Below are 25,902 nucleotides of genomic sequence, written 5' to 3' on the forward strand. Positions count from 1 at the left end.
CGAGAAGGAAGGTATTCTGATGGAACTGGAAAAAACCAATAATATGAATACTCTTTATGAATTCTATAATGTCCTGTTGACAAACAAACAGAAAGGCTATCTTTCTTTGTATTATGGTGATGACTATTCGTTGGGCGAAATCGCTGAAGAGTTCGAGGTCAGCCGGCAGGCAGTGTACGACAACATCAAGCGCACCGAAAAGATTCTGATGGATTATGAACAGAAGTTAAAGCTGGCGCAAAACTATAGACTCCGGAATAAAAAGTTGGATGAATTGGCGAATTACGCCGAAGAAAAATATCCCGACGACAGATCCTTGCAAAGGCTGATCGCAAATCTGGAAGAACTGGATGACAAAGATGAATAAACAGTAAGGAAGTGGAAAATATGGCATTTGAAGGATTGTCCGAGCGTCTCCAAGGCGCGATGACCAAAATCGGCAAAAAAGGCAAGATTACGGAAGCCGATCTTAAGGAAATGATGCGTGAAGTACGTCTGGCTTTACTGGAAGCCGACGTGAATTTTAAAGTAGTAAAAGATTTCGTCAAAAAAGTGAATGAGCGAGCGTTGGGCTCTGATGTGCTCGAGTCACTTTCACCGACACAACAAGTCATCAAAATCGTCAACGAAGAGTTGACGGAATTGATGGGTGGGCAGCAGGAACCGTTCCAATTTTCTGCTAAACCTCCAACCGTCGTGATGATGGTCGGCTTGCAGGGTGCAGGTAAAACCACAACTGCCGGAAAGCTTGCCAACTACATGAAGAAAAAAGAAAATAAGCGCCCGATGCTGGTAGCAGCCGACGTTTATCGCCCGGCAGCGATCAATCAATTGCAGACTTTAGGCAAACAATTGGATTTCCCGGTTTATGCGTTGGGAGCGGAAGCGAATCCGGTCGATATTGCGAAGCAGGCCGTTGAACAAGCCAAACTCGATGGCCGCGATCTGGTCATCATCGATACGGCGGGACGATTGCACGTGGATGAAGTATTGATGACAGAGTTGAAGAACATCAAAGCTGCCGTCAATCCTACCGAGATCCTATTTACCGTGGATGCGATGACGGGGCAAGATGCCGTCAACGTAGCGAAATCTTTCAATGAACAGCTCGGCATAACCGGTGTCATTTTGACTAAATTGGATGGAGATACACGCGGGGGGGCTGCGCTGTCAATCCGATCGGTAACCGGAAAGCCAATCAAATTTACGGGTCAAGGTGAAAAGCTGGAAGATTTTGAACCATTCTACCCTGAACGCATGTCTTCCAGAATTTTGGGTATGGGCGATCTGATGACATTGATCGAACGCGCGCAACAAGATTTTGATGAGACGAAAGCAGCAGAAATGGCTGCAAAAATCCGCGAGAACACTTTCAATTTCAATGACTTCATCGAGCAGATGGATCAGGTCACCAACATGGGGCCGCTTGAGGACCTTCTGAAGATGATTCCGGGCATGAGCAATGTTCCCGGATTGGATCAAATGAAGATAGATCCGAAAGATGTAGCCCATATGAAGGCAATTGTACTTTCGATGACGCCCGCTGAACGCGAAAACCCTGAAATTCTTTCACAGAGCAGACGCAGACGGATCGCGAAAGGTTCTGCAAGATCATTGGCGGAAGTCAACCGTCTGATCAAGCAATTCAACGAATCCAGAGACATGATGAACAAGATGTCCAAAGGTAATTTTGCAGGGATGGAAGGCCTCCTTGGACAAGGCCCTAAAGGCAAAATGGGCAAGCTGGCCATGCAGCAAATGGCCAGACGGATGAACAAAAAGAAGAAAAAGAAAAAATAATTCCAAGTGTAAAGAGAAAACACTTTACAAGCAAATGGAAAACTGGTAATATATAAAAATGTGAGATATAGATATATGGAGGTGTTATATAAATGGCAGTTAAAATTCGTTTAAAACGTATGGGTTCTAAAAGAAACCCGTTTTACCGCGTCGTTGTAGCTGATTCACGTTCTCCACGTGATGGACGTTTCATCGAAAAAGTAGGTACATACAATCCAGTTGTTGAACCAGCTGAAGTTAAATTTGACGAAGAGTTAGTTTTGAAATGGTTAGCTGAAGGTGCACAACCTTCTGATACAGTTCGCAACTTACTTTCTCAACAAGGTATTATGAAAAAATTCCACGACTCTAAGTTAGCTAAATAAAAGGGTGGTTTAAATGCCTGAAATTTCAGATTTAATCCTGACAATTGTCAAACCTTTGATCGTCCACGATGATAAGATGTCCATCGAAATCAAAGAGACAAGTGAGTTCATGGAATATCATTTGCATCTTGATGCCGAGGATGTCGGCCGTGTGATCGGCAAACAGGGACGTGTCGCCAGAGCGATCCGTACAATTGTATACAGTGTCAGAACCAAAGGCACAAAACGTGTCCGCCTTGTGATCGAAGGGGCCGAATAATCTGCTCTAATTGCGGATTCGGTCGTTTCCGATCGGTGGATGCCTAACTTAATAGCGAATAGATAGAAGCGGATGATGATACAGTAGTAGCACTTATCCCTTCTATTTTATTATGTACAGAAATGTTGACAGTACGATTTATGTAAGGAGAGGTGAAAAATGGAAAAATTTTATGATGTCGGAAAAGTTGTGAATACCCAAGGCCTAAAGGGTGAAGTGCGTGTCATTTCCAGCACTGACTTTGCGGATGAACGCTACAAGAAAGGGTCTACGCTTTACCTCTTCCGCGACAACAGTGAGCCGATTGCTCTGAAAGTAGCCAGCCACCGGGTGCACAAGAATTTCAATATGCTGACATTCGAGGGCTACAACCGGATCGAAGAGGTCGAGCCGTTCAAAGGCGGAACCCTGAAAGTTTCGGAAGCGCAGTTGGGGGACCTGCCGGATCATGAGTTTTATTATCATGAAATCATCGGATTATCCGTCGTAAGTGATGCCGGTGAAGAATTGGGTACAATAAAAGAAATTTTGCCGCTAGGGGCTAATGATGTTTGGGTTGTATCCAGACCAGGCCAAAAAGATTTATTGGTTCCGTATATCGCATCGGTAGTGGAAAAGGTATCTTTGGAGGAAAACAAGGTTACCATCCACCTGCTAGAAGGAATGATGGACTGATGAAGATAGATGTATTGACGTTGTTTCCGGCGATGTTTGAAGGCCCTATGTCCGAGTCGATTATCGGAAAGGCCATTGAGAGTGGCCGTGTTTCGATCACTTGCACGAACTTCCGCGATTATTCCGAAAACAAACACAATTCCGTCGATGACTATCCCTTCGGAGGCGGCGCAGGCATGTTGTTGCGCGCGCAACCGATCGTCGATGCGTTGACGGACATCGAGGTTCATTCGCCCGAAACCAAAAAAAGAATTGTCCTTTTGGATCCGTCCGGAAAAACCTTCAATCAGGATCTGGCGGAGGAGTTCGCCGAGGAAGAGCACCTAGTCTTCATCTGTGGTCATTACGAAGGTTTCGATGAGCGCATCAAGCAGCATGTGACAGATGAAATTTCAATCGGGGATTATGTTTTGACGGGTGGCGAACTCGGCGCAATGGTCATGATCGATGCGACGGTCCGCCTCTTGCCTGCGGTATTGGGCAATGAACAGTCGAACAAGACCGATTCCTTCTCGACCGGTTTGCTTGAGCATCCCCAATATACGAGACCCCGCGATTTCCGCGGAGATGTCGTCCCTGAAGTGCTTTTCAGCGGCAATCACCAGAAAATCGCTGATTGGCAAGAAAAAGAATCTTTGCGCAAAACTTGGCTGAGACGTCCGGAAATGCTTGAAAAGATCACTTTGTCGAAAAAACAGCAAACCTGGTTGGCTGAAATTCTTCTCGAAGAAAAAGCTGACAATTAAGCGCAATCGTGCGCCTTGAAATTTAAACAATGTAAACGAGAAATACTTTACACGTCAAAAATATTGTGGTAGAATTCTACAGGTGAGCAGAGAGACTGCTCCATAATACGATATTCCGCTGTGCAGAAGGATTGTGTATGAATGTCGGTTGGAAGGAGAAAAAAACATGAGTCAATTACCATTGATCGAAGCAATAACACAAGGACAATTACGTAGTGATATCCCTGCATTCCGTCCTGGAGACACTGTTCGCGTCCACGCTCGCGTAGTCGAAGGAACAAGAGAACGTATCCAATTATTCGAAGGCGTAGTCATTAAACGTCGCGGATTCGGAATCAGCGAAACGTATACAGTACGTAAAATTTCCAACGGTGTCGGTGTGGAACGTACATTCCCATTGCACACTCCTCGTGTAGCTCAAATCGAAGTTGTTCGCTTCGGTAAAGTGCGTCGTGCAAAACTTTACTACTTGCGTGCATTACACGGAAAAGCTGCTCGTATCAGAGAAAAACGTCGTTAATATCCCGCATGACATATGGAAAGGTCTGGACTTCGGTTCCGGACCTTTTTTGTATAGTGCGATAAGCATAATTCTTGGGGGAAATGTGCTATACTTGTAGCACCATATACGAAAAGAGTGATAGTTTTGACGATATTAGCCGCGCTTGATCAAAAATTCCAAGAAAAAGGCATGCCACTGAAAAGTCATCCCATCCAAAATGGCCAGTATTTGTATCAAGGGAAATTCAATCTCGATAAGGACCATTCTCTGCCGTTCGGTGTAGTCATCGCCAAAGATGAGGCAGAAAGTGATTTTCAGATCAGCTACAGAAAATTAGCTTATCTGAATAATTATGCTGATAAAGTGAAGCTTTTGGAACTGATCAATGAATTGAACCAAACCAAGACTTTTTATTATACACTTTGCCTGGCGGGCGATGGAGAGATTTTCCTTCGGCTTTTGGGCCGCTCGACAACAGATGTCAAACCACTATATGAAATGCTTGTGATCGGATCGAACATCGCAAAGGTCATGACGGCAGAATTAAAAAGTAAATTTCCGTCGCTGGGAAGCGAATAAGTAAGGGCTCGAATGTCAGGCGGAAACTGCAGGAGGAAATATGAAACAAAAATTAATCGCTTTAGATCTAGACGGTACCACGCTCAACAATCAGTCGTTGCTGAGCGTTCGGACCAAAAATGTGTTGGCACGGTTGCAAAAAGATAACCATCTGGTCATGATCGCAACTGGTCGTCCATACAGAAACAGCAAAGAATTTTATGAGACACTCAAGATGACTACCCCGTTGGTGAATTTCAACGGTGCCCTATGCCATAATCCAACCGACAGTAATTGGCGTAATTACTACCATAAAACACTCAATAAAGATTTCGCGATGGATCTCATCGAACAGCGTGAAGAGATGGGCATCGATTTTATCTGCGTAGAAGGCAAGGAGACGCTTTTCGCATCCACCGCCACGCTGCCATCGAACGAATATTTCCCGAAAAATTTGCTGGCGACGCAGATCACTTCTAAGGACACGTTGTCGGAAAATCCGACTTCCATGAATGTATTTTCCGAGGAACGGAATTTGCATGCTATCCGTGACCGGATTTTGGCGCGTTATGGGAATTCCATTGAAATCCGTACATGGGGCGGTACGATGCCTTGCCTCGAAATCGTATCCGCTGGTGTCCAAAAAGCGCTTGGCGTGGAAGTGGTCGCGAATAATTACGGTATCAAGCGGGAAGATATTCTTGCCTTCGGTGACGAAGACAACGATATGGAGATGATTCGCTTTGCGGGACATGGCGTTGTTATGCAAAATGGTATTGGGGCATTAAAGCGCATTGCAGATGATGTAACCACGCATACGAATCATGAGGACGGCTTGGCAATCTACCTGGAAAAATATTTTTGCCTGTAACAGCCGATCAGAGCTGAAAAAGAGGGATAAATGTGATTTTGATCGAAAGAAAAATCATAAATGATATACCGATTCTGGAAATCGTTGAAGAAGACAAGAAACAAGAAACGACTCCGCTCGTGTTCTTTTATCATGGCATCACAAACCAAAAGGAGAGAGGTTTGGAGCCCGGATATGCATTAGCCAGCAACGGCATGCGGGTGATCATCCCCGATGCCTATCGTCATGGTGAACGCAAAGAGGAAGCCTATGCTGGCGAACCGGCAGCAGAATTCTGGTCGGTAGTCCTGAAAAATATAAAAGAGCTTCCTGACATTGTGGAAGCCTATGTTGAAGCGGGATTGGCAAAAAGAGAAACTGTTTCGGTCACGGGCCTTTCGATGGGAGGCATCACGACCTGTATCGCTTTGACGCAATATCCATGGATCCATTCGGCAGCCTGCTTGATGGGCAGTCCGGATCCGATCGGGTTGTCCCATTGGGCACTGCAGTCCCGCTGGGCGGAAGGTCTGCCTCCGCTCGATGACGAGAAGGTCAATGCGTTGATGGCGCCTTTTGAAAACCTGAGCCTCAAAGAACATCCGGAATCGCTCGTTGACACGCCGTTTTACATCTGGCACGGTACCGCCGACGAGAGTGTGCCGTACGAGCAGATGGAGCAGTTCGTCAACTCCATCAGCGGAGAAGCCTATGCAGATAACATTTGTTTCCGGTCGACAGAAGGTGCCGGACACCGGGTTCCTTACGCTATTTTTGAGGAAATGGCAGTATTTTTAGGTAACGTATATTCGCATTGAATTTCTATGCACAAACTGTTATTATCTAATTAATCCAGAAAGGTAAGAGGTGTTTGCAATGACTGAAGAGACAACTCCCCAATTTTCGCAAGAAGAATTGGAAAGCATAAAAGAACGCGTCTTAGCGGCGCTTGAGCAAGTGATAGATCCGGAATTAGGAATAGATATCGTCAATTTAGGTTTGATTTATGAAGTGGAACTGGAACAGGATGGATTCTGCCTGATCAAGATGACACTCACAACGATGGGCTGCCCATTGGCGGATGTCATCACCGATGAAATTCATCGTGCTTTGAAAGACGTTCCTGAAGTAACCGAAACACAAGTGAAATTGGTGTGGTATCCTGCCTGGACGACAGACAGAATGTCCCGATATGCACGCATCGCGTTAGGGATCCGATGATAAGAAGAGCAACAAAGGAAATCACCTTTGTTGTTCTTTTTTTTCGGGTTATCATTTGACCAATTCTGACCATGGTCGTATACTTGTCCTATAAAAGATATATCAATAGATTTTTTGAGGAGGTCCTAGCATGGAAATGGAAAAAATGACGACAGCCCTGCAGCAGGCAATCGCAGAAGCGCAACGTATCGCCATGGTGCGCAAGCACCAGACCATCGATGTCGCCCATCTGTGGAAAATATTTCTGCAGCCGGATAGTTTTGCGCGCAATTTTTATATCGATTCAGGAGTGGCAATCGATGCATTTGAATCAGCCGTTGATAAGGAACTGGATAAATCAGTGGTGATTGAGGGCACTTCCGTCCAGTACGGGCAAACATTCAGCCAGAATCTGTACAATCTCTTTCTGGAAGCAGACCGCAAGCGGTCGGAGTTGAAGGATGATTTCATCGCCACTGATACGGTGCTTTTGAGCTTGATGACACTGAAAAATCATCCATTGACCAAATTTTTGGTTAATCTAGGCCTGACGGAAAAAATCATCGCGGAAAAAATCAAGGATATGAGAGGGGGAGACCGAGTGACTTCGCAGAATCAGGAAGATCAGTATGAAGCATTGGAAAAGTATGGCATAGACCTCGTGCAAGCGGTGCGTAGCGGAAAACAAGATCCGGTAATCGGCAGGGACGAAGAAATCAGGGATGTCATCCGCATTTTGTCGCGGAAAACAAAAAATAATCCGATCCTGATAGGTGAACCTGGCGTAGGCAAGACCGCCATTGTGGAAGGTTTGGCTCAACGGATTGTGAAAAAAGATGTACCGGATAATTTGAAAGACAAAACAATCTTTTCGTTGGATATGGGCTCATTGATTGCGGGAGCTAAGTACCGTGGGGAATTCGAGGAACGCCTTAAAGCGGTATTGAAGGAAGTGAAGAAAAGCGACGGCCGCATCATCCTTTTCATTGATGAGATCCATACGATCGTCGGGGCAGGAAAAACCGAGGGGAGTATGGATGCCGGCAATCTGCTGAAACCTATGCTGGCCAGAGGCGAATTGCACTGCATCGGAGCGACCACTTTGGATGAATACCGTCAAAATCTGGAGAAGGATAAGGCCTTGGAGCGAAGATTCCAAAAGGTGTTGGTGAAAGAACCGACAGTTTCTGATACAATCAGCATCTTGAGGGGGTTGAAGGAACGTTATGAGATCCACCACAGCGTCAACATCCATGACAACGCCCTTGTTGCGGCCGCGACCTTATCCGATCGTTACATCACTGACCGGTTTCTGCCGGATAAAGCGATCGATCTTGTCGATGAGGCTTGCGCGAACATAAAAGTGGAAATGAATTCGATGCCTACCGAGTTGGATCAGGTGAGCCGCAAATTGATGCAACTGGAGATAGAAGAGGCGGCCTTGAAAAAGGAATCCGATGATCAGAGCAAGAAAAGATTGGCGGCTCTGCAAGTCGAGTTGGCTGATCTGCGCGAAGAATCAAATGAGTTGCGCATGAAATGGGGTAATGAAAAAGAAGAAGTCGAAAAGCTGCGTGCCAAACGGGAGGACCTGGAGGACGCGCGCAGACAATTGGAGGATGCCGAGGCCAATTATGATTTGGAACGGGCGGCGGTTTTGCGCCACGGCAGTATCCCTCAGATGGAAAAAGATTTGGCGGCTCTTGAAAAAGAAAATGCAACCCGAAGGAATAAAGCAGGCAATCTAGTCCAGGAATCGGTCACCGAGAACGAAATCGCGACAGTGGTGGGACGGATGACCGGCATCCCTGTGACGAAGCTGGTTGAAGGTGAAAGGGATAAACTCCTGAAATTGGAGGAAACGCTGCACAAGCGCGTCATTGGCCAAGAAGAAGCAGTAGAAAGTGTCACGAATGCTGTTTTGCGTTCGCGTGCTGGCCTCCAATCGCCGAACCGTCCGATCGGGTCCTTCCTTTTCTTGGGACCGACAGGAGTCGGGAAAACGGAGTTGGCCAAAGCCTTGGCTGAAAATTTGTTCGACTCCGATGAACATATGGTTCGGATCGATATGAGCGAATACATGGAAAAATTTTCGGTTTCTCGACTCATCGGGGCACCCCCTGGCTATGTCGGCTACGAAGAGGGCGGCCAATTGACGGAAGCGGTCCGCCGAAGCCCCTATACGATCATTCTATTGGATGAAATCGAAAAGGCGCACCCGGATGTCTTCAATATTTTACTCCAAGTATTGGATGATGGACGTTTGACCGATTCGAAGGGACGTCTGATTGACTTCAAAAACACCGTCCTGATCATGACCAGCAACATCGGGTCGCAGCTCTTGCTGGAAGGCGTCCATCCCGACGGCACCATTCCGGATGCTGTTGCGAATGAGGTCATGAAAGTATTGAAGAGTTCGTTCAAGCCGGAATTTTTGAACAGAATCGATGACACCATTCTGTTTACGCCTTTAAGCAAAGAAGATGTCAAAAAGATCATCGTGAAAATGGTTAAGGAGCTATCCAGCCGATTGGTGGATAAACAGATCCAGCTTTCCGTTTCTGATGAGGTGACGAGTTGGATAGCGGAAAATGCTTACGATCCGATTTATGGCGCGCGGCCGCTCAGAAGATTCATTTCAGCCGAAATCGAAAATCCCTTGGCGCGGGCCATCATAAAAGGGGAAATTCATGAAAATCAGTCTGTGACGGTGACTTTGGTAGGGAATCAGGTCGGATTCCAGACCGTCGATTTCGATGAATTTCAACAATAATTTGACATGTCTACAAACAGAGAGGAAGTCCTGAAAGGGATTTCCTTTTGTTATTTCTGTATTTGCGGTAAAATGATAGTATAAATTTTCTTATTTTTATGCGTACGACCGTTTGTTGTTTCTTTCGGAACAAAGCAGAAGGAGGCGTTCATATTGCTGTTTTTGGTCATCGGATTTTTGTGTCTGGTTTTTATGCTGTTCACTTCGAAGTATTATCTCTTCGGAGCTGCGGCGATCCTGAGTTTTTTGTTGTATTTCCTGTATTTTGGTAGTGGGAACTGGCTGACGTTGCTACTGTTCCTGTTTGGAATCATGTTATTGGTTGTTGAATTGTTCATACCTGATTTCGGTCTTGTAGGAGTCGCGGGTTTCTTGATGGTCGTAGCCGGCCTGTTTTTGAACAATGAACGCATTTTGGAAAGTGTACTGGACGTAAGCTTGGCAATCATCATTTCCGGTGTGGCCACGTCAGTGCTTTTGAAAAAAGGTTATAAATTCTTGCCGGATCGCAGTAAATTAATTCTGGACACGTCTCTGAACCGGGAGCGCGGGTATTCGTCCAGCAAAGACTATTCCGAATTCTTGGGAATGATCGGAACAGCCACGACGACGCTGCGGCCAGCCGGAAAAGTTGCAATCGGAGGTGTGGTGCTCGACGTAGTCAGTGACGGAAAGATCATATTTGAAGGAAAACAGATTCGGGTTATCCAGGTTGAAGGGGTCAAAATTACAGTTAAGGAGTTGGATGAAGAATGACAGAAGGCTTGATAGGACTCATCTTTATTGCATTGTTTGTCGTACTGGTTTTATCTTTGTTTTTCCGCTTTGTGCCGGTCGGTCTATGGATCACAGCCTACTTTTCGGGAGTGAAAGTCAAAATTTCAAATTTGGTCGGGATGCGCTTGCGGCGAGTGGTTCCTTCCATGATCGTACAACCGATGATTAAAGCGACAAAAGCGGGGCTGATCATTGATATAAATGAATTGGAGGCGCATCATCTTGCTGGTGGAGATGTCAATATGGTCATCGATGCGCTGATTGCGGCGCAACGTGCCGATATTGATTTAGGTTTTGAAAAAGCGGCGGCCATCGATTTGGCTGGTCGTAATGTGTTAGAAGCAGTGAAAATGAGCGTCAATCCAAAAGTCATCGAAACACCGATCATCGCGGGTGTTGCCATGAACGGGATTGAAGTAAAAGCCAAAGCGAAAGTAACGGTACGTGCCAACATTGAGCGTTTGGTCGGTGGTGCTGGCGAGGAAACAATCATCGCCCGTGTCGGCGAGGGGATTGTCACAACCGTCGGCTCTGCCAAGATGCATACTTCCGTCTTGGAAAATCCGGACTCCATTTCCCAAACAATCCTGAAAAAAGGGCTTGATTCGGGTACCGCTTTTGAGATACTGTCCATTGATATCGCCGATGTTGATGTCGGCCGTAACGTAGGCGCCAAATTGCAGGCGGAACAAGCAGAGGCGGATAAGCGGGTTGCGCAAGCCAAAGCAGAAGAGCGCCGCGCTTTTGCGGTCGCAGAAGAACAGGAAATGATCGCAGAGGTGCAAAGGATGCGGGCGAAAGTGGTCGAAGCCGAGGCGGAGGTGCCGTTGGCGTTGGCTGAAGCACTGCGCAACGGAAATATAGGCGTGATGGATTATTATAAAATGAAAAATATCATAGCGGATACTGAAATGAGGAGCAGCATTTCAGAGTTTCCGGCAGATAGAAGCGAACCGGAATGACTAGCCTAACCTTTCTTTTACCGATCTTGTTGCCGATTCTTTTCCTGGTGTTCTTTCTCTCTGTGCTCATATCGATAGTTAAACGGATAAACCGTTTGGCGGAGAATGCCAGACTTCGAGCTGGGACTTCCCAGGCAACTGTCTTGCATCAGACAGTTCGCCAGTCATTTGATGGTGCCGGAAATGAGAATGCGAAACAACTGATCAAAAAAATGGCTACATTGAAGCCTGAGCAGGTCTATGGCTTTTTTCAGGAGCGTTTGCCCGAAAAATATTTGCGGGAAGTCAGCCGGATTTTGACCCACAGAAATTGGCGGAGGGAAATCCTGATTTTCGTAAACCGCGAAAATTTGTGGGAGTTGCTGTTGCGGACGAATCAGTCAAAAAAAGGCAGCGACCACAATGGTGCGAAACCTGCAGCTGAAATCGATGAGGAAGAAGCGTTTACGGACTATAATATGGATCCTACCGTGGGGTTGGCTGATGACTTCACCGTCTTTTCTGAAGATGCTAAAGAATTGAAAACTGCTAAAAGAATGGAGAAATCCACTATTCAGAACAGGAAGAAACGTTCCAGCAATCAAAAAGCATTGATGCGAGCTGTCATTGCCAAAGAAATACTCGATAGGCCGGACTTTGACCGCTAATAGGAAAGTGAAGGAGACAGATGGATGCCCAGAGAAATCGGATTGAACACTTTAGCATACATGCAAAAAGCTGCAGACAATAAAGTGGAACAAAAAGAAATATTGAAGGAAATCAAGGAAATGGGTTTCCCTTTTGTGGAAGTCAGAAGAGAATACATTTTGTCCGGTAAAACGGAAATGAAGGAAATAGCCCAGCAAGCCGCTGACCTGAACTTGAAGGTGTTCTATTCCGTACCAGCAGAACTATTTACAGCAGGCGCGCTGAATGCACAACTAGGCAGCTATTTTGAGGAGGCCGCTCTTTTGAACGCAGTCCAGCTGAAACTGACTTTAGGGGAATTCCAAGGACTCACATCCGTGCTGGCTGAAAAATTACGGGAATTGTTAACGAATTTTTCAGTCCATTTGACAGTCGAAAATGATCAATCCATTGGGAAGGGCAGCCCTGATGTCCTGATGGCGTTTATTGCTGAAGCTCGTAAAGCATCATTGGACATCGGATTGACTTTTGACACGGGTAATTTCGTGTATATCGACATCGATCCCTTCGTTGCAGCGAATGCAATGAACGAAGCGGTAACCTATATACATATCAAAAATGTTGGCTATGCAGCTGAAGGGATCGTTTTGTCCGGGCTGGAAACCGGCTTGGTGGATATGCGCCGTCTTTTGTCGTGTTTTCCGGATTCAGTGCCGGCCAGCATCGAATATCCATGTGGAGGCGGCGAAGAAGCAACTGAAACCATGCGCGCTGACCGCAATAAGCTCCGCTCTTGGTGACGCACTTCGACTAAACCGTTAGGGCCGTTTCGAGGGGTGGGTGAAAGTCATCCATGAGTCGTGCGAATAACGAAAAAATGCAATCCGGAAGCTTCGGATTGCATTTTTTAATAGTGAACACAAGAAAATAGTGTGTGACTATGGTATACTGATTGCCGGATATCTATAAGAAAGAAGTGAATACATTGACTGAACCAGCGATTCGTTATCGCCTTATCAAAAAAGAAAAACATACAGGTGCGCGTTTGGGAGAGATCATAACGCCCCACGGTACTTTTCAGACACCTATGTTCATGCCGGTAGGCACTTTGGCCACCGTAAAGACAATGTCTCCTGAAGAATTAAAGACAATGGGCTCCCAGATCATCCTGAGCAACACGTATCACCTTTGGCTCAGACCGGGCTCCGATTTGGTGGAAGAAGCAGGAGGCCTGCATAAATTCATGAATTGGGACAGAGGGATCTTGACCGATTCAGGTGGCTTCCAAGTCTTCTCGTTAAGCCAGAACAGACAGATCACCGAGGCCGGCGTACATTTCCGCAATCATCTGAATGGTTCGAAAATGTTTCTGTCACCCGAAAAAGCGATCCACATCGAAAATCAGCTAGGTGCCGATATCATCATGAGCTTTGACGAGTGCCCTCCTTACAGCGAAAGCTATGATTACATCAAAGCGTCTGTCGAAAGAACGACAAGATGGGCAGAGCGAGGCCTCGAAGCCCACAAAAAGCCCGATCAACAAGGCTTGTTCGGCATCATCCAAGGTGCAGGCTACAAGGATTTAAGGCTGCAGAGCGCCAGAGAACTGATTTCTTTGGATTTTCCAGGTTATTCGATTGGTGGACTTTCGGTCGGCGAAACGAAGGAAGAGATGAATGGTGTGCTGGATTACCTGACGCCAGTCATGCCGGAGAACAAACCGAGGTATCTGATGGGCGTAGGTGCACCGGATTCCTTGATCGATGGAGTCATCCGCGGAATCGACATGTTCGACTGTGTGCTTCCGACTCGAATAGCGCGAAATGGTACTTGTATGACAAGCAGCGGCCGTTTGGTCATCAAGAATGCGAAATATGAACGGGATTTCCGACCATTGGATGAAAAATGCGATTGCTATACATGCAAAAATTATACACGTGCGTACATTCGTCATTTAATCAAAGCTGATGAAACATTTGGCTTGCGCTTGACCTCTTATCATAATCTCCATTTCTTGATAAACTTGATGAAAAATGTGCGCCAAGCCATCATGGATGATAATCTATTGGAATTCAGGGAAGCATTCGTGGAAGAGTACGGCTTCAACGTTGAAAATCCGAAGAAGTTTTAGATTTTGGGTGGTAGTCTAACTTAAAGTTTGGTAAAGTGGAGGATAGATAGAAATAATCCACAGATGGAGGAAAATGTATGGATACAGTAATCATGATTGCCTTTTATGGGGTATTGTTCGGCGTAATGTATTTCATCCTGATCAGACCACAAAAGAAACAAGCACAAAAAACACAGGATATGCTGAGTCAAATCAAGCCAGGGGATAAAGTAGTCACCATCGGCGGCTTGCACGGAATTGTTGAAGAAATCAATTCTGCTGATAACACAGTCGTATTGGATTGCGAAGGGATTTTTCTGACTTTTGAAAAACGCGCTATTTCACGCATTTCGAAGGTTGCCACAATCACAACGGATGATGCGATTGTCGAAGATTTCACAGCAACAGAAACAGAGCAAACACAAGAAGACAATAACGAAGAGTAAAGCGATTTGATCCATCGGAAAGGAGGGGCGGCGATTGCCTACTATATCAGAGAAACAATATGATCAATTGGAGCCATGGTTCAAATTGAAAGCAACTGAGTTCAATAAACTGGGCTACGAAAACATCCAAGTCGACGATATCTATCGCTATTTCAAGGAATTTTCTTGGAAGCATACTGTCCCTCCACATTATTACCAGCAGATCCGGGATATCATGAAAACGACGGTAAACCATTACTTTGATTTTGTTGCTTTAGAAGCGCAAGTCTATAAGGTCTCTTCATTAGATGAAATCAATTTTGATGATTTCCTATAAATCGTTTCCCGTAAAAAGCACAATACTGCAGAGTATTGTGCTTTTTTGAATACCTGATTTTCTGGCGATCGCTAGTAACATTGATTTAGTTAAGCGGAACAATGATGGATGATTCGGAATGCCGGGCAAATTTTCGTATAATGGTCTTGCGAGGTGATTGAATTTTTTGATGACATCATCAAGTCGGGACATTTTTGGTCCTGTGAAATAAACAAAAATTATTTTTAGCGCTCAAATATGAATCTCTAATTACAAAAAAGAAGGTTTGGATTATTAGCAGGCGGATTTATTCGGTTCAGCGGTCTCGGAATGGCGCAAATTAATTAGATAGGGACGTCTAACGACCACGTCGTTTTTCGCTGCGGAAAAAAATTCAAAAAAATTTTTTTCGGATAAAATCCGAACAATGATAATTATTTCACAATAAGAAAGTTGAGATGAAGACTGTTTCCATAAACTATTTGTGAAAACGAGCAGAGGCATAAAAACCTATTGAACACGCTTACAATGGCTGTTCCGGAAATAAGTGAAAAATATCACATTTATCCGCTTTACAAACGAAATTCCATGAAATATAATAAGCATGTGAAAAGGATAACATATATTTTTAGGAGGATCTCACATGAGTAAAGAAAAAGTAGTTTTAGAGGAGAAAAAACCCATGATGACTGCCAAAGAAGAAATCAGCAACTACACTGCAAAAGCCCAAAAAGCTTTGACTCTGTTTGAAGATTATACCCAAGAACAAGTCGACCACATCGTCCACGAAATGGCATTAGCTGCAATGGAGCAACATATGCCACTTGCAAAAATGGCAGTTGAAGAAACAGGCCGTGGCGTTTATGAAGATAAATGTATCAAAAATATGTATGCCGCTGAAAATATCTGGCACTCAATCAGAAAAAATAAAACAGTCGGTATCATCGAAGACAACAAAGTAGATCAAATCATGAAAGTTGCTGCTCCTGTAGGTGTTGTTGCCGGTATCATCCCAACAACCAACCCAACTTCGACAACAATCTTCAAAGCGATGATCTGTATGAAAACAAGAAACCCGATCATCTTCTCTTTCCACCCAAGCGCAGAAAAATGTTCAGCTGCAACTGCAAAAGTTGTTTACGATGCTGCCATCAAAGCGGGCGCACCTGCTGACTGTATCCAATGGGTAGAAGGCGTATCAATGGAAAAAACAGCTGAATTGATCAACCATCCAGAAGTTGCTGTCGTATTGGCTACTGGTGGAGCTGCAATGGTTAAAGCTGCTTATTCTACAGGTAAACCAGCATTAGGCGTTGGCCCTGGTAACGTTCCAGCTTACATCGAAAAAACAGCAAACATCAAACGTGCTGTAAACGACATCATCGTTTCAAAAACATTCGATAACGGTATGATCTGTGCTTCAGAGCAAGCTGCAATCGTCGACAGCGAAATCTATGATGAAGTCAAAAAAGAATTCCAACTGCACAACGTATACTTTGCTAAACCTGAAGAAATCCAACAATTGGAAGATGTCGTGATGAATGATGCCAAAACTGGCGTAAGACCGAATGTTGTCGGTATGCACGCTCGTAAGATTGCTGAATTGGCTGGATTGAACGTTCCTGCAAACACTAAAATGCTAGTCGCTGAATTACCAGGTGTCGGAGCAGAATACCCAATGTCAAGAGAAAAATTATCTCCAGTATTGGCTATGATGAAATCAGACAGTACAGAGCATGGTATCCAACTGTGCAAACAAATGCTTGATTTGGGTGGCTTAGGTCACTCGGCTGCACTGCATACTCGCCGCAATGACTTGATCGAGCGATTCGGAAAAGAAATGAAAGCTTGTCGTGTGCTTATCAACTCTCCATCTTCTCAAGCCGGTATCGGTGACCTGTACAACAATAACATCGCTTCATTAACTTTGGGTTGCGGATCTTACGGCAGAAACTCAGTTTCTCATAACGTTTCTGCATTAGATTTGTTGAACGTGAAAACTGTTGCTAAAAGGAGAAATAATATGCAGTGGATTAAATTACCAGAGAAGGTTTACTTCGAAGAAAATTCAGTTAGATACTTACGTGACATGAAAGATGTCGAAAGAGTCTTCATCGTCTGCGACGACGGCATGGTCAAATTCGGCTATGTGGATGTAGTCATCGAACAATTGAAGCAACGCAACAACAAAGTATCTTACGCAATCTTCTCGGATGTTGAACCTAACCCGACAACAAACACTGTAAACCGTGGTACTGAAAAAATGCGTGACTTCCAACCGGATACAATCATCGCAATCGGCGGGGGTTCTCCTATGGATGCTGCCAAAGCGATGTGGTTGTTCTATGAGCACCCAGAAAGTGACTTCTTCGGCGCTAAACAAAAATTCTTGGATATCCGCAAACGTACTTACAAGATCAAGGATATGGAAAAAGCGAAACTTGTCTGCATCCCAACTACCTCAGGTACTGGTTCGGAAGTAACGCCATTCGCGGTTATCACAGACAGCGAAACACACATCAAATACCCATTGGCTGATTACGCATTGACTCCTGATATTGCTATCGTGGATCCACAATTCGTATACAGTGTTCCTAAATCTGTAACTGCAGATACCGGTATGGACGTATTGACGCATGCCATCGAATCTTTTGTTTCCGTATTGGCAAACGACTACACTAAAGGTTTGAGTTTACAAGCAATCAAATTGGTATTCGAAAACTTGAGAAATTCATACAATTACGGCGACCAAGAATCACGCGAAAAAATGCACAATGCTTCTACTATGGCTGGTATGGCCTTCGCGAATGCGTTCCTGGGTATTTCCCACTCGATCGCACACAAAATCGGCGGTCAATGGGATCTGATCCACGGCCGTACGAACGCTATCCTGTTGCCGCATATCGTCCGCTACAATGCGATCGATCCGCAAAAACATGCGTTGTGGGCTAAATATGAGTACTTCCGTGCAGACGAAGACTACGCTGAAATCGCTCGCTACCTAGGTTTCAAAGGCAATACGACTGCTGAATTGGTTGAAGCTTTGGCGACTGAAATCACTAAATTAGGTCAAGACATCGGCATCAAGATGAACTTCCGTGAACAAGGCATCACTGAAGAAATGCTTGAACGCGATGCAGACCGCTTAGCTGAATTGGCATTTGAAGACCAATGTACAACAGCTAACCCTAAACAACCATTAATCTCAGAATTGAAAGAAATCATCTACGCAGCCTACAAAGGTTAAGAGAATATAATGAAAAAGCCGGGACGCGCTCCCGGCTTTTTTGCTTACAAAAAATAACTTGGCATTACGGAGTCCGTCGAAATATAAGGGCTTGTCCATCTTGCCCAATGGGTTCCGCTGATTTGTCGTCCATCATCCTTACTAGGTTTTCAAGCCTAATATATACTGAAATGGAAGGGCTTATTTTAAGTTTTAGCCTTGCAATCGATCCAATTAGTCGTATAATATGAAATATAGTTTAGGTTAACCTAAAAAGGAGGGGGCGTATGACGCCGCACAAAGAAGATTATTTGAAAGTAATCATGGAATTAGGTGGAGACAAACAGCTTGTCAATAATAAACAAATTGGGCAGGCCTTATCCGTTTCTGCCGCTTCTGTTACCGAAATGTCAGTCAAATTACTCAAGGATGGCCTGATCAGCCACATCCCGTATCAGGGTGTGCAGATCACCGAAAAGGGACAATTGATAGCAAATAAGCTGATTCGGAAACATCGACTTTGGGAAGTATTCCTCTCGGAAAAATTGGATTTTAATTGGGACGAAGTGCACGAAGAGGCCGAACTGCTTGAGCATGTATCCTCAGATCGACTCGTCGACAGACTGGATGCTTATTTAGGATTTCCTAAATATGATCCGCATGGGGGTGTAATCCCCGACAAAGAAGGGCGGATTGAGGTTTATGAAAGCAAACCATTGACCGAATTGGAAGTCGGTACCCGCTTTATCATCAGGGAAGTGGATGACGATCAAGAATTCCTGGCGTATTTGCTCCAAAAGAATGTAAAGTTAAGCGTACCTTATCTGCTGACAAATGTGGAGCCGTATGAGGGTCCTTATAGCTTTGAGACGCAGAATCATCAGTCCCACCAAATCAGTTTCAAAGCAGCAAGTAAAATTTATGTGCAATGAATCCGGCTAAAGTAAGGAGAACAGTATGCAGATTGGGATCTTGACATTTAAGGAGCCCGAAAATGATAAAAGCAGGAAGATCATCCATGTGGATATGGATGCCTTCTACGCTTCGATTGAAGAAAGGGACCACCCGGAACATCGCGGTAAGCCGATTGTCATAGCGAATCACCCAAGAGAAACCGGTCGCAAAGGGGTAGTGACCACGGCTAACTATATCGCCAGGAAATTTGGAATCCATTCGGCTATGAGTGCGCAAAAAGCATTTGAACTCTGCCCTGAAGCGATCTTTATTTCTCCGCGAATGAATCACTATAAAATGATTTCCCGACAGATCAGAGGCATATTTGCGCGCTATACCGATTTGATTGAACCTTTGTCATTGGATGAAGCCTATCTGGATGTCACCCAGAATAAGCAGAATCTGTCGAGTGCGACTGTGATTGCCCGAAGAATTCAAAGGGAAGTCTGGCAGGAAACCGGTCTTACTTGCTCGGCAGGGGTTTCCTACAATAAATTCATCGCAAAGATTGCTTCCGATTATCAGAAACCGGCTGGCTTGACTGTGATCACACCGGACGAGGCCGCCCGTTTTTTATGGGAGTTGCCCATCGAAAAGTTTTATGGCGTCGGCAAGAAGACCGTCGAAAAGATGAAACTGTTGGGTATTCATGCCGGAGAGGATCTTTATCTTTTTGATCAAAGTGAATTGATTTCACAATTCGGCAAGCATGGATATGTCCTCTATCAACGGGTCAGAGGCATCGACAACCGAGCCGTGGAGCCCGAAAGGGAAAGGAAATCGATCGGGAAAGAACATACTTTTATACAGTTCCTGTCTGATGAGGATCAGGTCAGGGTGGAGCTGAAACAAATCGCTCAGGCTGTCCATGTTGCGCTGCATAACAGCAAGCTGCACGGTCGGACGATGGTATTGAAAATCCGCTACGCCGATTTCGATACCCTAACGCGCAGAAAAACTCGGGTCGATCATTTTTCCCAAGCTGAGGATATTTTTCAACACGCCTGGGAACTTTGGCTGGACCATGGCACCATAGAACGGCACGTACGTTTATTGGGGATCACCATCACTCAGCTTGATCCTATCCATTACGAGAACATCCAGTTGCCGTTATGGAATACAAAGCACTTATAGCGGAAAGTAGTTATTACATTATAAAGGGGAGATAAAAACCATGTTAGAGTCATTCAGTCAATTAAATCCAATCATGCAAGCGTTCATAGCAGGCTTGTTCACTTGGGGGTGTACCATCATCGGCGCCTCATTTGTATTTTTTTTCAAATCTGTTAACCGAAAAGTCCTTGATGTCATGAGCGGTTTCGCTGCAGGAGTCATGATCGCAGCGTCGTTCTGGTCATTATTGGCCCCATCCATCTCTCATGCAGAAGAGAATGGCTACGGAGTTTGGTCATGGGTCCCGGCATCAATCGGATTCCTTTTGGGGGGCATATTCCTGCGCATGACCGATAAAATCGTTCCCCATCTGCATTTGGGTGAACCGATGGAAAACCGCGAAGGGCCCCAGACACAGGCTTCCCGAAATCTGTTGCTGTTCCTTGCCATCACAATCCATAATATCCCGGAAGGATTGGCAGTTGGAGTGGGGTTTGGAGCGGTTGCAGCCGGTATATCCCAAGATAACACGTTATTGAGCGCCGTTGGATTGGCGATCGGTATCGGAATCCAGAACATACCCGAAGGATCTGCTTTGTCCATGCCGATCCGAGCCGATGGAAACAGCAGGCTGAAAGCCTTTAATTACGGCCAACTTTCTGCTATCGTTGAACCGATTGCGGCCGTTATCGGAGCCGCCGCCGTCATATCGATGAGCGCGATTTTACCGTATGCGCTCGCATTTGCAGCCGGAGCCATGATCTTTGTTGTCGTCGAGGAACTGATTCCGGAGTCGCAAACGAACGGAAACAGCGATATTGCAACGATGGGACTTATGGTCGGATTTACGGTCATGATGATTCTTGACGTTGCTCTAGGATAATGAAGTATACATTAAAAGGCCTTCCAAATAGAAGGCCTTTTAATGTATACAAAACAAAATGACATCGCTCGCTTGTAGTTGTATTAATACACTGTTTCATGATACGATGAACAATGAATAATACAGTTTTTATCAGATTTTTCTACAGAGAAAGGTGAGCAACCGCAATGAGGATATCTTTTCACGGGCAATCTTGCGTATGCATTGAAACAGCGGAAGGGAAGCATTTACTGATCGATCCGTTTATAACTGGAAACCCACTTAGCGACCTGGATCCGGACACGGTTCCTTGCGACGTGATCCTGTTGACGCATGGACACGGTGATCATATCGGTGATACAGAGCGGATCGCGCACAGAACACATCCGCTGATCATTTCGACAGTTGAACTAGCAGACTACTTTTCCGAAAAAGGATTCCGCACCCATGGCATGCAACCCGGAGGAGGGCATTCGTTCGATTTCGGCTATGTGAAACTGACGCAAGCAATCCATGGGTCGGCCTTGCCTGTCAATGGCTTGCCGTATACGTTTGGATTGGCAAGCGGCATCCTCCTGCATGCTGAAGGGAAGACAATCTATCATGCCGGCGACACAGCACTGTTTTCCGATATGAAGCTGATAGGGGAAGATTATCCGATTGATGTGGCGTTTCTGCCGATAGGGGACAACTACACAATGGGGCCGAAAGACGCCACCAAAGCAGTTACGTTTTTGAAACCCCGAATTGCGGTTCCGATCCACTACAACACTTTTCCGTTGATCGAACAGGATCCGAATGAGTTCCTCGCCCTTCTGGATGATGGGGTCGGCCTGATAATGCAACCTGGGGAATCCATTTCACTATAATTGAGAAAGTAAGGGAGTAGACTATGGCAACGAAACATGAGCAAATCATTCAATACATCGAAACGATGCCGGTCGGAGAAAAGCTTTCCGTCCGTACGATAGCTAAAAATTTGAACATGTCTGAAGGGACAGCTTACCGCGCCATCAAAGATGCCGAGAACATCGGATTGGTTTCAACAATCGAACGGGTAGGCACCATCCGGATCGAACGCAAATCGAAAGAAAACATCGAAACGCTAACTTTCGGGCAAATCTGTAAAATCATCGATGGTGATATTTTGGGCGGCAAGAAAGGCCTTGATAAGACCTTGAGCAAGTTCATCATCGGTGCGATGCAACGCGAAGCGATGGAGCGATACATTTCACCAGGATCGCTTATGATCGTCGGTAACCGGAATGATATCCAGGAATTCGCGTTGGAAAAGGGCGCAGCCGTCCTTATCACGGGGGGGTTCGATACAGATGAGAGCATCGTCCATTTGGCGGATCAGGTCGAAATGCCGATACTGCGTACGACCTATGACACTTTTACCGTAGCGACGATGATCAACCGCGCCATGACGGACCAGCTGATCAAAAAAGAAATTATGCTGGTGGAGGACATCTACACGCCGATTGATGAGACGAAATTTCTTTCATTGGATGATACTGTTTTCCAGTATCGCAACCTCAATACAGAAAGCACCCATTCACGGTTCCCGATCGTCAATCACAACATGCGACTTGTGGGCATCATAACTGCGAAGGATATCCTTGGAAAAGCAGATACGCTTTCGCTTGAACGGGTAATGACCCGCGATCCGATAGTCGCAAAAACGCACATGAGTGTAGCGAGCGTGGCTCACCGGATGATCTGGGATGGCTTAGAGGTGATGCCTGTGGTGAAAGATAACTTGCAGCTGCTCGGTATCATTTCCCGCCAGGATGTTATGAAAGCCATGCAGCTTGCACAGCGTCAGCCGCAAGTAGGCAATACGATTGAGGACCAAGTCGTTGAAAACTTGTCTTTGATCAGCTCTGAAGAAGGGACTGCTTTACCTTCCTATAATTTCAGAATCACACCACAAATGACGAATAGCCTGGGAACGGTGTCGTTCGGGGTATTGAGTGAAGTGTTGGCGAGCACGACCAAGAAAATCTTGTATACCTTACAGAAACGGAATGCAGTAATCGAGCAGATGGACATCTATCATTTGAAGATGATACAGATAGACAGTGTCATTGAGATTCGCTCGAAAATGTTGGAGTTGGGCAGAAGATCCTCCAAACTGGATGTCGAAGTTTATTTAGAAAATTCTCTGGTCGGCAAAGCAATCGTCATTTGCCAACTGATGGAAAAATCCTAGGAGGGAAGCGAATGGAAAACCCGATTTATGCAGATATAGTCGACAAGATTCAAGCGTATGCCACCATCATCATCCATCGTCATCTGCGTCCGGATCCGGATGCGTTGGGTTCGCAGAATGGTCTCGCCAGTTTGATCAGGCAAGCCTATCCTGAGAAAAAAGTATTTGTTGCCGGCGAAAACGAAGATAGTCTCTCGTATCTCGGCAGTATGGACAGCATCCCGGATGAAGCCTACGAGGGTGCCTTGGTGATCGTCACGGATACCGCGAATCAACCAAGAGTCAGCGATAAACGTTATGTTAAAGGGGAGTATTTGATCAAAATCGATCATCATCCGAATGAAGACCCCTATGGAGATATTTGCCTTGTGGAGACCCAAGCCAGCAGCAGCAGTGAAATCATCGCAAAAATTTCCTTTTCAACTGGTGATAAGCTGCCGATGAATGACGCAGCTGCGCGTCTGCTGTATGCCGGCATTGTAGGCGATACCGGCAGATTCCTTTATCCGGCGACTACGGCAATGACCATGAAAATAGCCTCCAAACTGATGCAATTTGATTTTTCCGCGTCGGATATCAGTCAAATGATGAATACAAATTCTCTGAAAACAGCCAATTTATCAGGTTTCGTTCTGCAGAGTTTAACAATCAACGACGTTGGGGTAGCCAGCATTATCCTTTCCCAAGAAATTCTTGGGAGATTTGGTGCTGTCGACAGTGACACCGCACCGGTTGTTCCTTTGCCGGGCACTGTAGAGGGCGTTTTGTGTTGGGGGATTTTTGTGGAGCAACCGAACGGGACCTATCGTTGCCGTTTGCGCTCAAAAGGTCCGATCATCAATGAAGTCGCCAAACGCCATGGCGGAGGCGGTCATCCGCTTGCAAGCGGAGCAAATGCGAAAGATGAGTCAGAAATAAACGACATCATTTTGGAATTGGAAGAGTTGGCGATCGAATGGCAGAATACGCATTGATGAAGCTGACTTGAATCGAAAAAGGCCGGGCAGAAGCGAAATAACGCTTTTGTCCGGCCTTCAGTTTTATTCGTTGTCCTGTTTTTCTTTATAACTTTGACTCCAGTTGAATTCAGTCCAGTGGAAGCCGTCCTGTTCAAGTAAAGCGTCACTTTCTTTTGGACCCATCGAGTGGCTCTCATAAGCGAAAAGGGTATCCGTACAATCTTCTTGGTCATCCCAAACTTTGCGGATTTGATCAACGAAATGCCAAGATTGCGCGACTTCATCCCAGTGGGAAAAGTTTGTTGGATCGCCGTTCAGGCAATCCAATAAGAGGCGTTCATATGCTTCAGGGCTGTTTGCCTGCGTTTCTTCATCGTAGATGTGATGCATACGAATATTTTTCATCTCAGTTCCTTGACCGACACGCTTGGCGTTCAGGCGTAAGGAGAAGCCTTCCAACGGCGAAACATGGATGGTCAGCACATTCGGTTCAGCGATTTCGTCGACGCCTTCTGTAGGGAAGATGTTCATCGAGACGTGTTTGAACTGGATATGGATGTATGTCTCTTTAGAAGCCATTTGTTTACCGGTTCGGATGTAGAAGGGAACACCTTTCCAACGGAAGTTATCGACTAATATTTTGCCGGCCACAAAGGTTTCGGTTGATGAAGCAGGGTTGACGTTTGGTTCCTCCCGGTAGGCTTGCAAAGCTTTTGCAGGATTTCCGGCATACTGGGCCCTGATAAAGTTGCGGTTGACCTCTTCGGGTGTGTTGTACAGACGAAGAGAACGAAGAGCTTTAATTTTCTCGGAACGCACATCCTCGCCTTGCAAGGAAAGCGGCGGTTCCATAACCAACAAAGCAACAATCTGAAGGATATGATTTTGCACCATATCGCGCAAAGCGCCATTGTTGTCGTAATAAGCGCCGCGTTCTTCCACGCCGACAGTCTCGGAGAGGGTGATCTGGACATTGTCGATGTACTTGTTGTTCCACAGCGATTCGAAAATCATATTGGAGAAACGGACCGCAGAGATGTTCTGCACCATCTCTTTACCCAAATAATGATCGATACGGAAGATTTGATTTTCATCAAACGACTTGCGCAACTTCGTGTTCAATGCATCCGCAGATTCGAAATCCCGCCCGAAAGGTTTCTCTATGATCAGACGGTTGAACCCGTCTTGCGTAAGTAACTTCTGTTCTTTCAGTTTTTCGGAAATGGTGCCGAAAAACTCCGGAGACATCGCCAAGTAAAAAATGCGGTTCCCTGACAGTGAATACTTGGCATCCAAAGATTCGGACAAGTCCTTCAACTTGATGTAGTGTTCCGCGTCATTGACGTTGTGTGCGATATAATAGAAATGAGCAGCGAAAGAAATTGCATCTTCCTTATCCTCGATCAAATCTTTGATGGAATCCAAGACCACTTCACGGAAATGTACATCAGACCATTCTCGTCTCGCTGTTCCGATAACGGCAAAATTATCCTTGATGAATCCTTTTTTGTATAAGCGAAATAATGACGGATACAGTTTGCGGTGAGCCAAATCACCAGTCGCTCCGAAAATAGTGAACAAAGCAGTATTTTGGGTAATCATTACATGCCCCCCTTTAGTATTATGAT

At 45.5% G+C, this 25,902-nt stretch carries 27 protein-coding genes; 26 read left to right on the forward strand and 1 reads right to left on the reverse strand.

Annotated features, from left to right (window positions below):
* The first annotated feature begins 19 nt into the window (after positions 1–19).
* The 26 genes from ACKPCD_RS07820 to ACKPCD_RS07945 all read left to right on the forward strand — a co-directional run bounded on the left by ACKPCD_RS07820 (position 20) and on the right by ACKPCD_RS07945 (position 24,289).
* Complete coding sequence (locus tag ACKPCD_RS07820; RefSeq protein WP_068562141.1) at positions 20–367, forward strand: putative DNA-binding protein; 348 nt, start codon at positions 20–22, stop codon at positions 365–367.
* 20 nt (positions 368–387) lie between these two features.
* The gene (gene ffh / locus ACKPCD_RS07825) at positions 388–1,800 is read left to right on the forward strand and encodes a signal recognition particle protein (protein WP_068562140.1); all 1,413 of its coding nucleotides are present in this window, start codon (positions 388–390) and stop codon (positions 1,798–1,800) included.
* A 92-nt stretch (positions 1,801–1,892) separates the two neighbouring features.
* Positions 1,893–2,165, forward strand: a complete 273-nt coding sequence (gene rpsP / locus ACKPCD_RS07830) for a 30S ribosomal protein S16 (protein WP_068560440.1) — start codon at positions 1,893–1,895, stop codon at positions 2,163–2,165.
* Between the two features lie 13 nt (positions 2,166–2,178).
* Positions 2,179–2,424, forward strand: a complete 246-nt coding sequence (locus ACKPCD_RS07835) for a KH domain-containing protein (RefSeq protein WP_068560443.1) — start codon at positions 2,179–2,181, stop codon at positions 2,422–2,424.
* 159 nt (positions 2,425–2,583) lie between these two features.
* The gene (gene rimM, locus ACKPCD_RS07840; RefSeq protein ID WP_086988424.1) at positions 2,584–3,099 is read left to right on the forward strand and encodes a ribosome maturation factor RimM; all 516 of its coding nucleotides are present in this window, start codon (positions 2,584–2,586) and stop codon (positions 3,097–3,099) included.
* A complete protein-coding gene (trmD, locus tag ACKPCD_RS07845; protein ID WP_068560449.1) occupies positions 3,099–3,845 on the forward strand; it encodes a tRNA (guanosine(37)-N1)-methyltransferase TrmD in 747 nt (248 codons plus the stop codon). The genes rimM and trmD overlap by 1 nt, the downstream gene beginning before the upstream one ends.
* 166 nt (positions 3,846–4,011) lie before the next feature.
* Complete coding sequence (rplS, locus tag ACKPCD_RS07850) at positions 4,012–4,365, forward strand: 50S ribosomal protein L19 (RefSeq protein WP_068560452.1); 354 nt, start codon at positions 4,012–4,014, stop codon at positions 4,363–4,365.
* Between the two features lie 126 nt (positions 4,366–4,491).
* Complete coding sequence (locus ACKPCD_RS07855) at positions 4,492–4,926, forward strand: hypothetical protein (RefSeq protein ID WP_232309292.1); 435 nt, start codon at positions 4,492–4,494, stop codon at positions 4,924–4,926.
* A gap of 40 nt (positions 4,927–4,966) precedes the next feature.
* Positions 4,967–5,776, forward strand: a complete 810-nt coding sequence (locus ACKPCD_RS07860) for a Cof-type HAD-IIB family hydrolase (protein WP_321432884.1) — start codon at positions 4,967–4,969, stop codon at positions 5,774–5,776.
* A 32-nt stretch (positions 5,777–5,808) separates the two neighbouring features.
* Positions 5,809–6,573 carry a prolyl oligopeptidase family serine peptidase gene (locus ACKPCD_RS07865; protein ID WP_086988426.1) on the forward strand — a complete coding sequence of 255 codons (765 nt, stop codon included), beginning with the start codon at positions 5,809–5,811 and terminating at the stop codon, positions 6,571–6,573.
* Positions 6,574–6,631: 58 nt separating this feature from the next.
* Positions 6,632–6,976 (forward strand): metal-sulfur cluster assembly factor, encoded by a 345-nt coding sequence (locus ACKPCD_RS07870; RefSeq protein WP_086988427.1) that lies wholly within the window; start codon positions 6,632–6,634, stop codon positions 6,974–6,976.
* 130 nt (positions 6,977–7,106) lie between these two features.
* Positions 7,107–9,728 (forward strand): ATP-dependent chaperone ClpB, encoded by a 2,622-nt coding sequence (gene clpB / locus ACKPCD_RS07875; protein ID WP_321432885.1) that lies wholly within the window; start codon positions 7,107–7,109, stop codon positions 9,726–9,728.
* A gap of 153 nt (positions 9,729–9,881) precedes the next feature.
* Complete coding sequence (locus ACKPCD_RS07880; RefSeq protein ID WP_068560468.1) at positions 9,882–10,484, forward strand: NfeD family protein; 603 nt, start codon at positions 9,882–9,884, stop codon at positions 10,482–10,484.
* Positions 10,481–11,467: a flotillin-like protein FloA gene (gene floA / locus ACKPCD_RS07885; protein ID WP_068560471.1), complete on the forward strand. Its 987-nt coding sequence runs from the start codon at positions 10,481–10,483 to the stop codon at positions 11,465–11,467. The genes ACKPCD_RS07880 and floA overlap by 4 nt, the downstream gene beginning before the upstream one ends.
* Positions 11,464–12,114 carry a hypothetical protein gene (locus ACKPCD_RS07890; protein WP_321432886.1) on the forward strand — a complete coding sequence of 217 codons (651 nt, stop codon included), beginning with the start codon at positions 11,464–11,466 and terminating at the stop codon, positions 12,112–12,114. The genes floA and ACKPCD_RS07890 overlap by 4 nt, the downstream gene beginning before the upstream one ends.
* A gap of 24 nt (positions 12,115–12,138) precedes the next feature.
* On the forward strand, positions 12,139–12,894 hold the full coding sequence (locus tag ACKPCD_RS07895) for a sugar phosphate isomerase/epimerase family protein (protein WP_086988431.1): 756 nt from the start codon (positions 12,139–12,141) through the stop codon (positions 12,892–12,894).
* 185 nt (positions 12,895–13,079) lie between these two features.
* Positions 13,080–14,225, forward strand: a complete 1,146-nt coding sequence (gene tgt / locus ACKPCD_RS07900) for a tRNA guanosine(34) transglycosylase Tgt (protein ID WP_068560477.1) — start codon at positions 13,080–13,082, stop codon at positions 14,223–14,225.
* A gap of 77 nt (positions 14,226–14,302) precedes the next feature.
* Complete coding sequence (gene yajC, locus ACKPCD_RS07905; RefSeq protein ID WP_068560480.1) at positions 14,303–14,650, forward strand: preprotein translocase subunit YajC; 348 nt, start codon at positions 14,303–14,305, stop codon at positions 14,648–14,650.
* A 34-nt stretch (positions 14,651–14,684) separates the two neighbouring features.
* Positions 14,685–14,966, forward strand: a complete 282-nt coding sequence (locus ACKPCD_RS07910) for a post-transcriptional regulator (RefSeq protein ID WP_068560483.1) — start codon at positions 14,685–14,687, stop codon at positions 14,964–14,966.
* Positions 14,967–15,588: 622 nt separating this feature from the next.
* Complete coding sequence (gene adhE, locus ACKPCD_RS07915; protein WP_321432887.1) at positions 15,589–18,192, forward strand: bifunctional acetaldehyde-CoA/alcohol dehydrogenase; 2,604 nt, start codon at positions 15,589–15,591, stop codon at positions 18,190–18,192.
* A 266-nt stretch (positions 18,193–18,458) separates the two neighbouring features.
* A complete protein-coding gene (locus ACKPCD_RS07920; protein ID WP_086988434.1) occupies positions 18,459–19,103 on the forward strand; it encodes a metal-dependent transcriptional regulator in 645 nt (214 codons plus the stop codon).
* A 25-nt stretch (positions 19,104–19,128) separates the two neighbouring features.
* Positions 19,129–20,259, forward strand: coding sequence for a DNA polymerase IV (gene dinB, locus ACKPCD_RS07925; RefSeq protein WP_276641815.1), 1,131 nt, complete (start codon positions 19,129–19,131; stop codon positions 20,257–20,259).
* A 40-nt stretch (positions 20,260–20,299) separates the two neighbouring features.
* The gene (locus ACKPCD_RS07930) at positions 20,300–21,121 is read left to right on the forward strand and encodes a ZIP family metal transporter (protein WP_086988436.1); all 822 of its coding nucleotides are present in this window, start codon (positions 20,300–20,302) and stop codon (positions 21,119–21,121) included.
* 167 nt (positions 21,122–21,288) lie between these two features.
* A complete protein-coding gene (locus ACKPCD_RS07935) occupies positions 21,289–21,969 on the forward strand; it encodes a metal-dependent hydrolase (protein ID WP_321432888.1) in 681 nt (226 codons plus the stop codon).
* Positions 21,970–21,992: 23 nt separating this feature from the next.
* On the forward strand, positions 21,993–23,315 hold the full coding sequence (locus ACKPCD_RS07940; protein WP_321432889.1) for a DRTGG domain-containing protein: 1,323 nt from the start codon (positions 21,993–21,995) through the stop codon (positions 23,313–23,315).
* Positions 23,316–23,326: 11 nt separating this feature from the next.
* Positions 23,327–24,289 (forward strand): DHH family phosphoesterase, encoded by a 963-nt coding sequence (locus ACKPCD_RS07945; protein ID WP_321432890.1) that lies wholly within the window; start codon positions 23,327–23,329, stop codon positions 24,287–24,289.
* A gap of 66 nt (positions 24,290–24,355) precedes the next feature.
* Here the strand turns inward: ACKPCD_RS07945 and zwf are convergent, their stop codons facing one another.
* Entirely contained in the window at positions 24,356–25,876 is a 1,521-nt protein-coding gene (gene zwf, locus ACKPCD_RS07950) for a glucose-6-phosphate dehydrogenase (protein WP_321432891.1), read from the reverse strand.
* Positions 25,877–25,902: the final 26 nt, after the last annotated feature.

It is taken from the genome of Trichococcus flocculiformis (assembly GCF_963662535.1).
GTDB lineage: Bacteria > Bacillota > Bacilli > Lactobacillales > Aerococcaceae > Trichococcus > Trichococcus flocculiformis.

Coding starts and splice junctions, on each gene's coding strand:
- dinB (WP_276641815.1), top strand. CDS start 19,129: ATGCAGATTGGGATCTTGACATTTAAGGAGCCCGAAAATGATAAAAGC.
- ACKPCD_RS07940 (WP_321432889.1), top strand. CDS start 21,993: ATGGCAACGAAACATGAGCAAATCATTCAATACATCGAAACGATGCCG.
- rplS (WP_068560452.1), top strand. CDS start 4,012: ATGAGTCAATTACCATTGATCGAAGCAATAACACAAGGACAATTACGT.
- rpsP (WP_068560440.1), top strand. CDS start 1,893: ATGGCAGTTAAAATTCGTTTAAAACGTATGGGTTCTAAAAGAAACCCG.
- yajC (WP_068560480.1), top strand. CDS start 14,303: ATGGATACAGTAATCATGATTGCCTTTTATGGGGTATTGTTCGGCGTA.
- ffh (WP_068562140.1), top strand. CDS start 388: ATGGCATTTGAAGGATTGTCCGAGCGTCTCCAAGGCGCGATGACCAAA.
- ACKPCD_RS07920 (WP_086988434.1), top strand. CDS start 18,459: ATGACGCCGCACAAAGAAGATTATTTGAAAGTAATCATGGAATTAGGT.
- ACKPCD_RS07895 (WP_086988431.1), top strand. CDS start 12,139: ATGCCCAGAGAAATCGGATTGAACACTTTAGCATACATGCAAAAAGCT.
- ACKPCD_RS07935 (WP_321432888.1), top strand. CDS start 21,289: ATGAGGATATCTTTTCACGGGCAATCTTGCGTATGCATTGAAACAGCG.
- floA (WP_068560471.1), top strand. CDS start 10,481: ATGACAGAAGGCTTGATAGGACTCATCTTTATTGCATTGTTTGTCGTA.
- ACKPCD_RS07835 (WP_068560443.1), top strand. CDS start 2,179: ATGCCTGAAATTTCAGATTTAATCCTGACAATTGTCAAACCTTTGATC.
- ACKPCD_RS07945 (WP_321432890.1), top strand. CDS start 23,327: ATGGAAAACCCGATTTATGCAGATATAGTCGACAAGATTCAAGCGTAT.
- adhE (WP_321432887.1), top strand. CDS start 15,589: ATGAGTAAAGAAAAAGTAGTTTTAGAGGAGAAAAAACCCATGATGACT.
- ACKPCD_RS07820 (WP_068562141.1), top strand. CDS start 20: ATGGAACTGGAAAAAACCAATAATATGAATACTCTTTATGAATTCTAT.
- rimM (WP_086988424.1), top strand. CDS start 2,584: ATGGAAAAATTTTATGATGTCGGAAAAGTTGTGAATACCCAAGGCCTA.
- zwf (WP_321432891.1), bottom strand. CDS start 25,876: ATGATTACCCAAAATACTGCTTTGTTCACTATTTTCGGAGCGACTGGT.
- ACKPCD_RS07930 (WP_086988436.1), top strand. CDS start 20,300: ATGTTAGAGTCATTCAGTCAATTAAATCCAATCATGCAAGCGTTCATA.
- trmD (WP_068560449.1), top strand. CDS start 3,099: ATGAAGATAGATGTATTGACGTTGTTTCCGGCGATGTTTGAAGGCCCT.
- ACKPCD_RS07870 (WP_086988427.1), top strand. CDS start 6,632: ATGACTGAAGAGACAACTCCCCAATTTTCGCAAGAAGAATTGGAAAGC.
- clpB (WP_321432885.1), top strand. CDS start 7,107: ATGGAAATGGAAAAAATGACGACAGCCCTGCAGCAGGCAATCGCAGAA.
- ACKPCD_RS07860 (WP_321432884.1), top strand. CDS start 4,967: ATGAAACAAAAATTAATCGCTTTAGATCTAGACGGTACCACGCTCAAC.
- ACKPCD_RS07890 (WP_321432886.1), top strand. CDS start 11,464: ATGACTAGCCTAACCTTTCTTTTACCGATCTTGTTGCCGATTCTTTTC.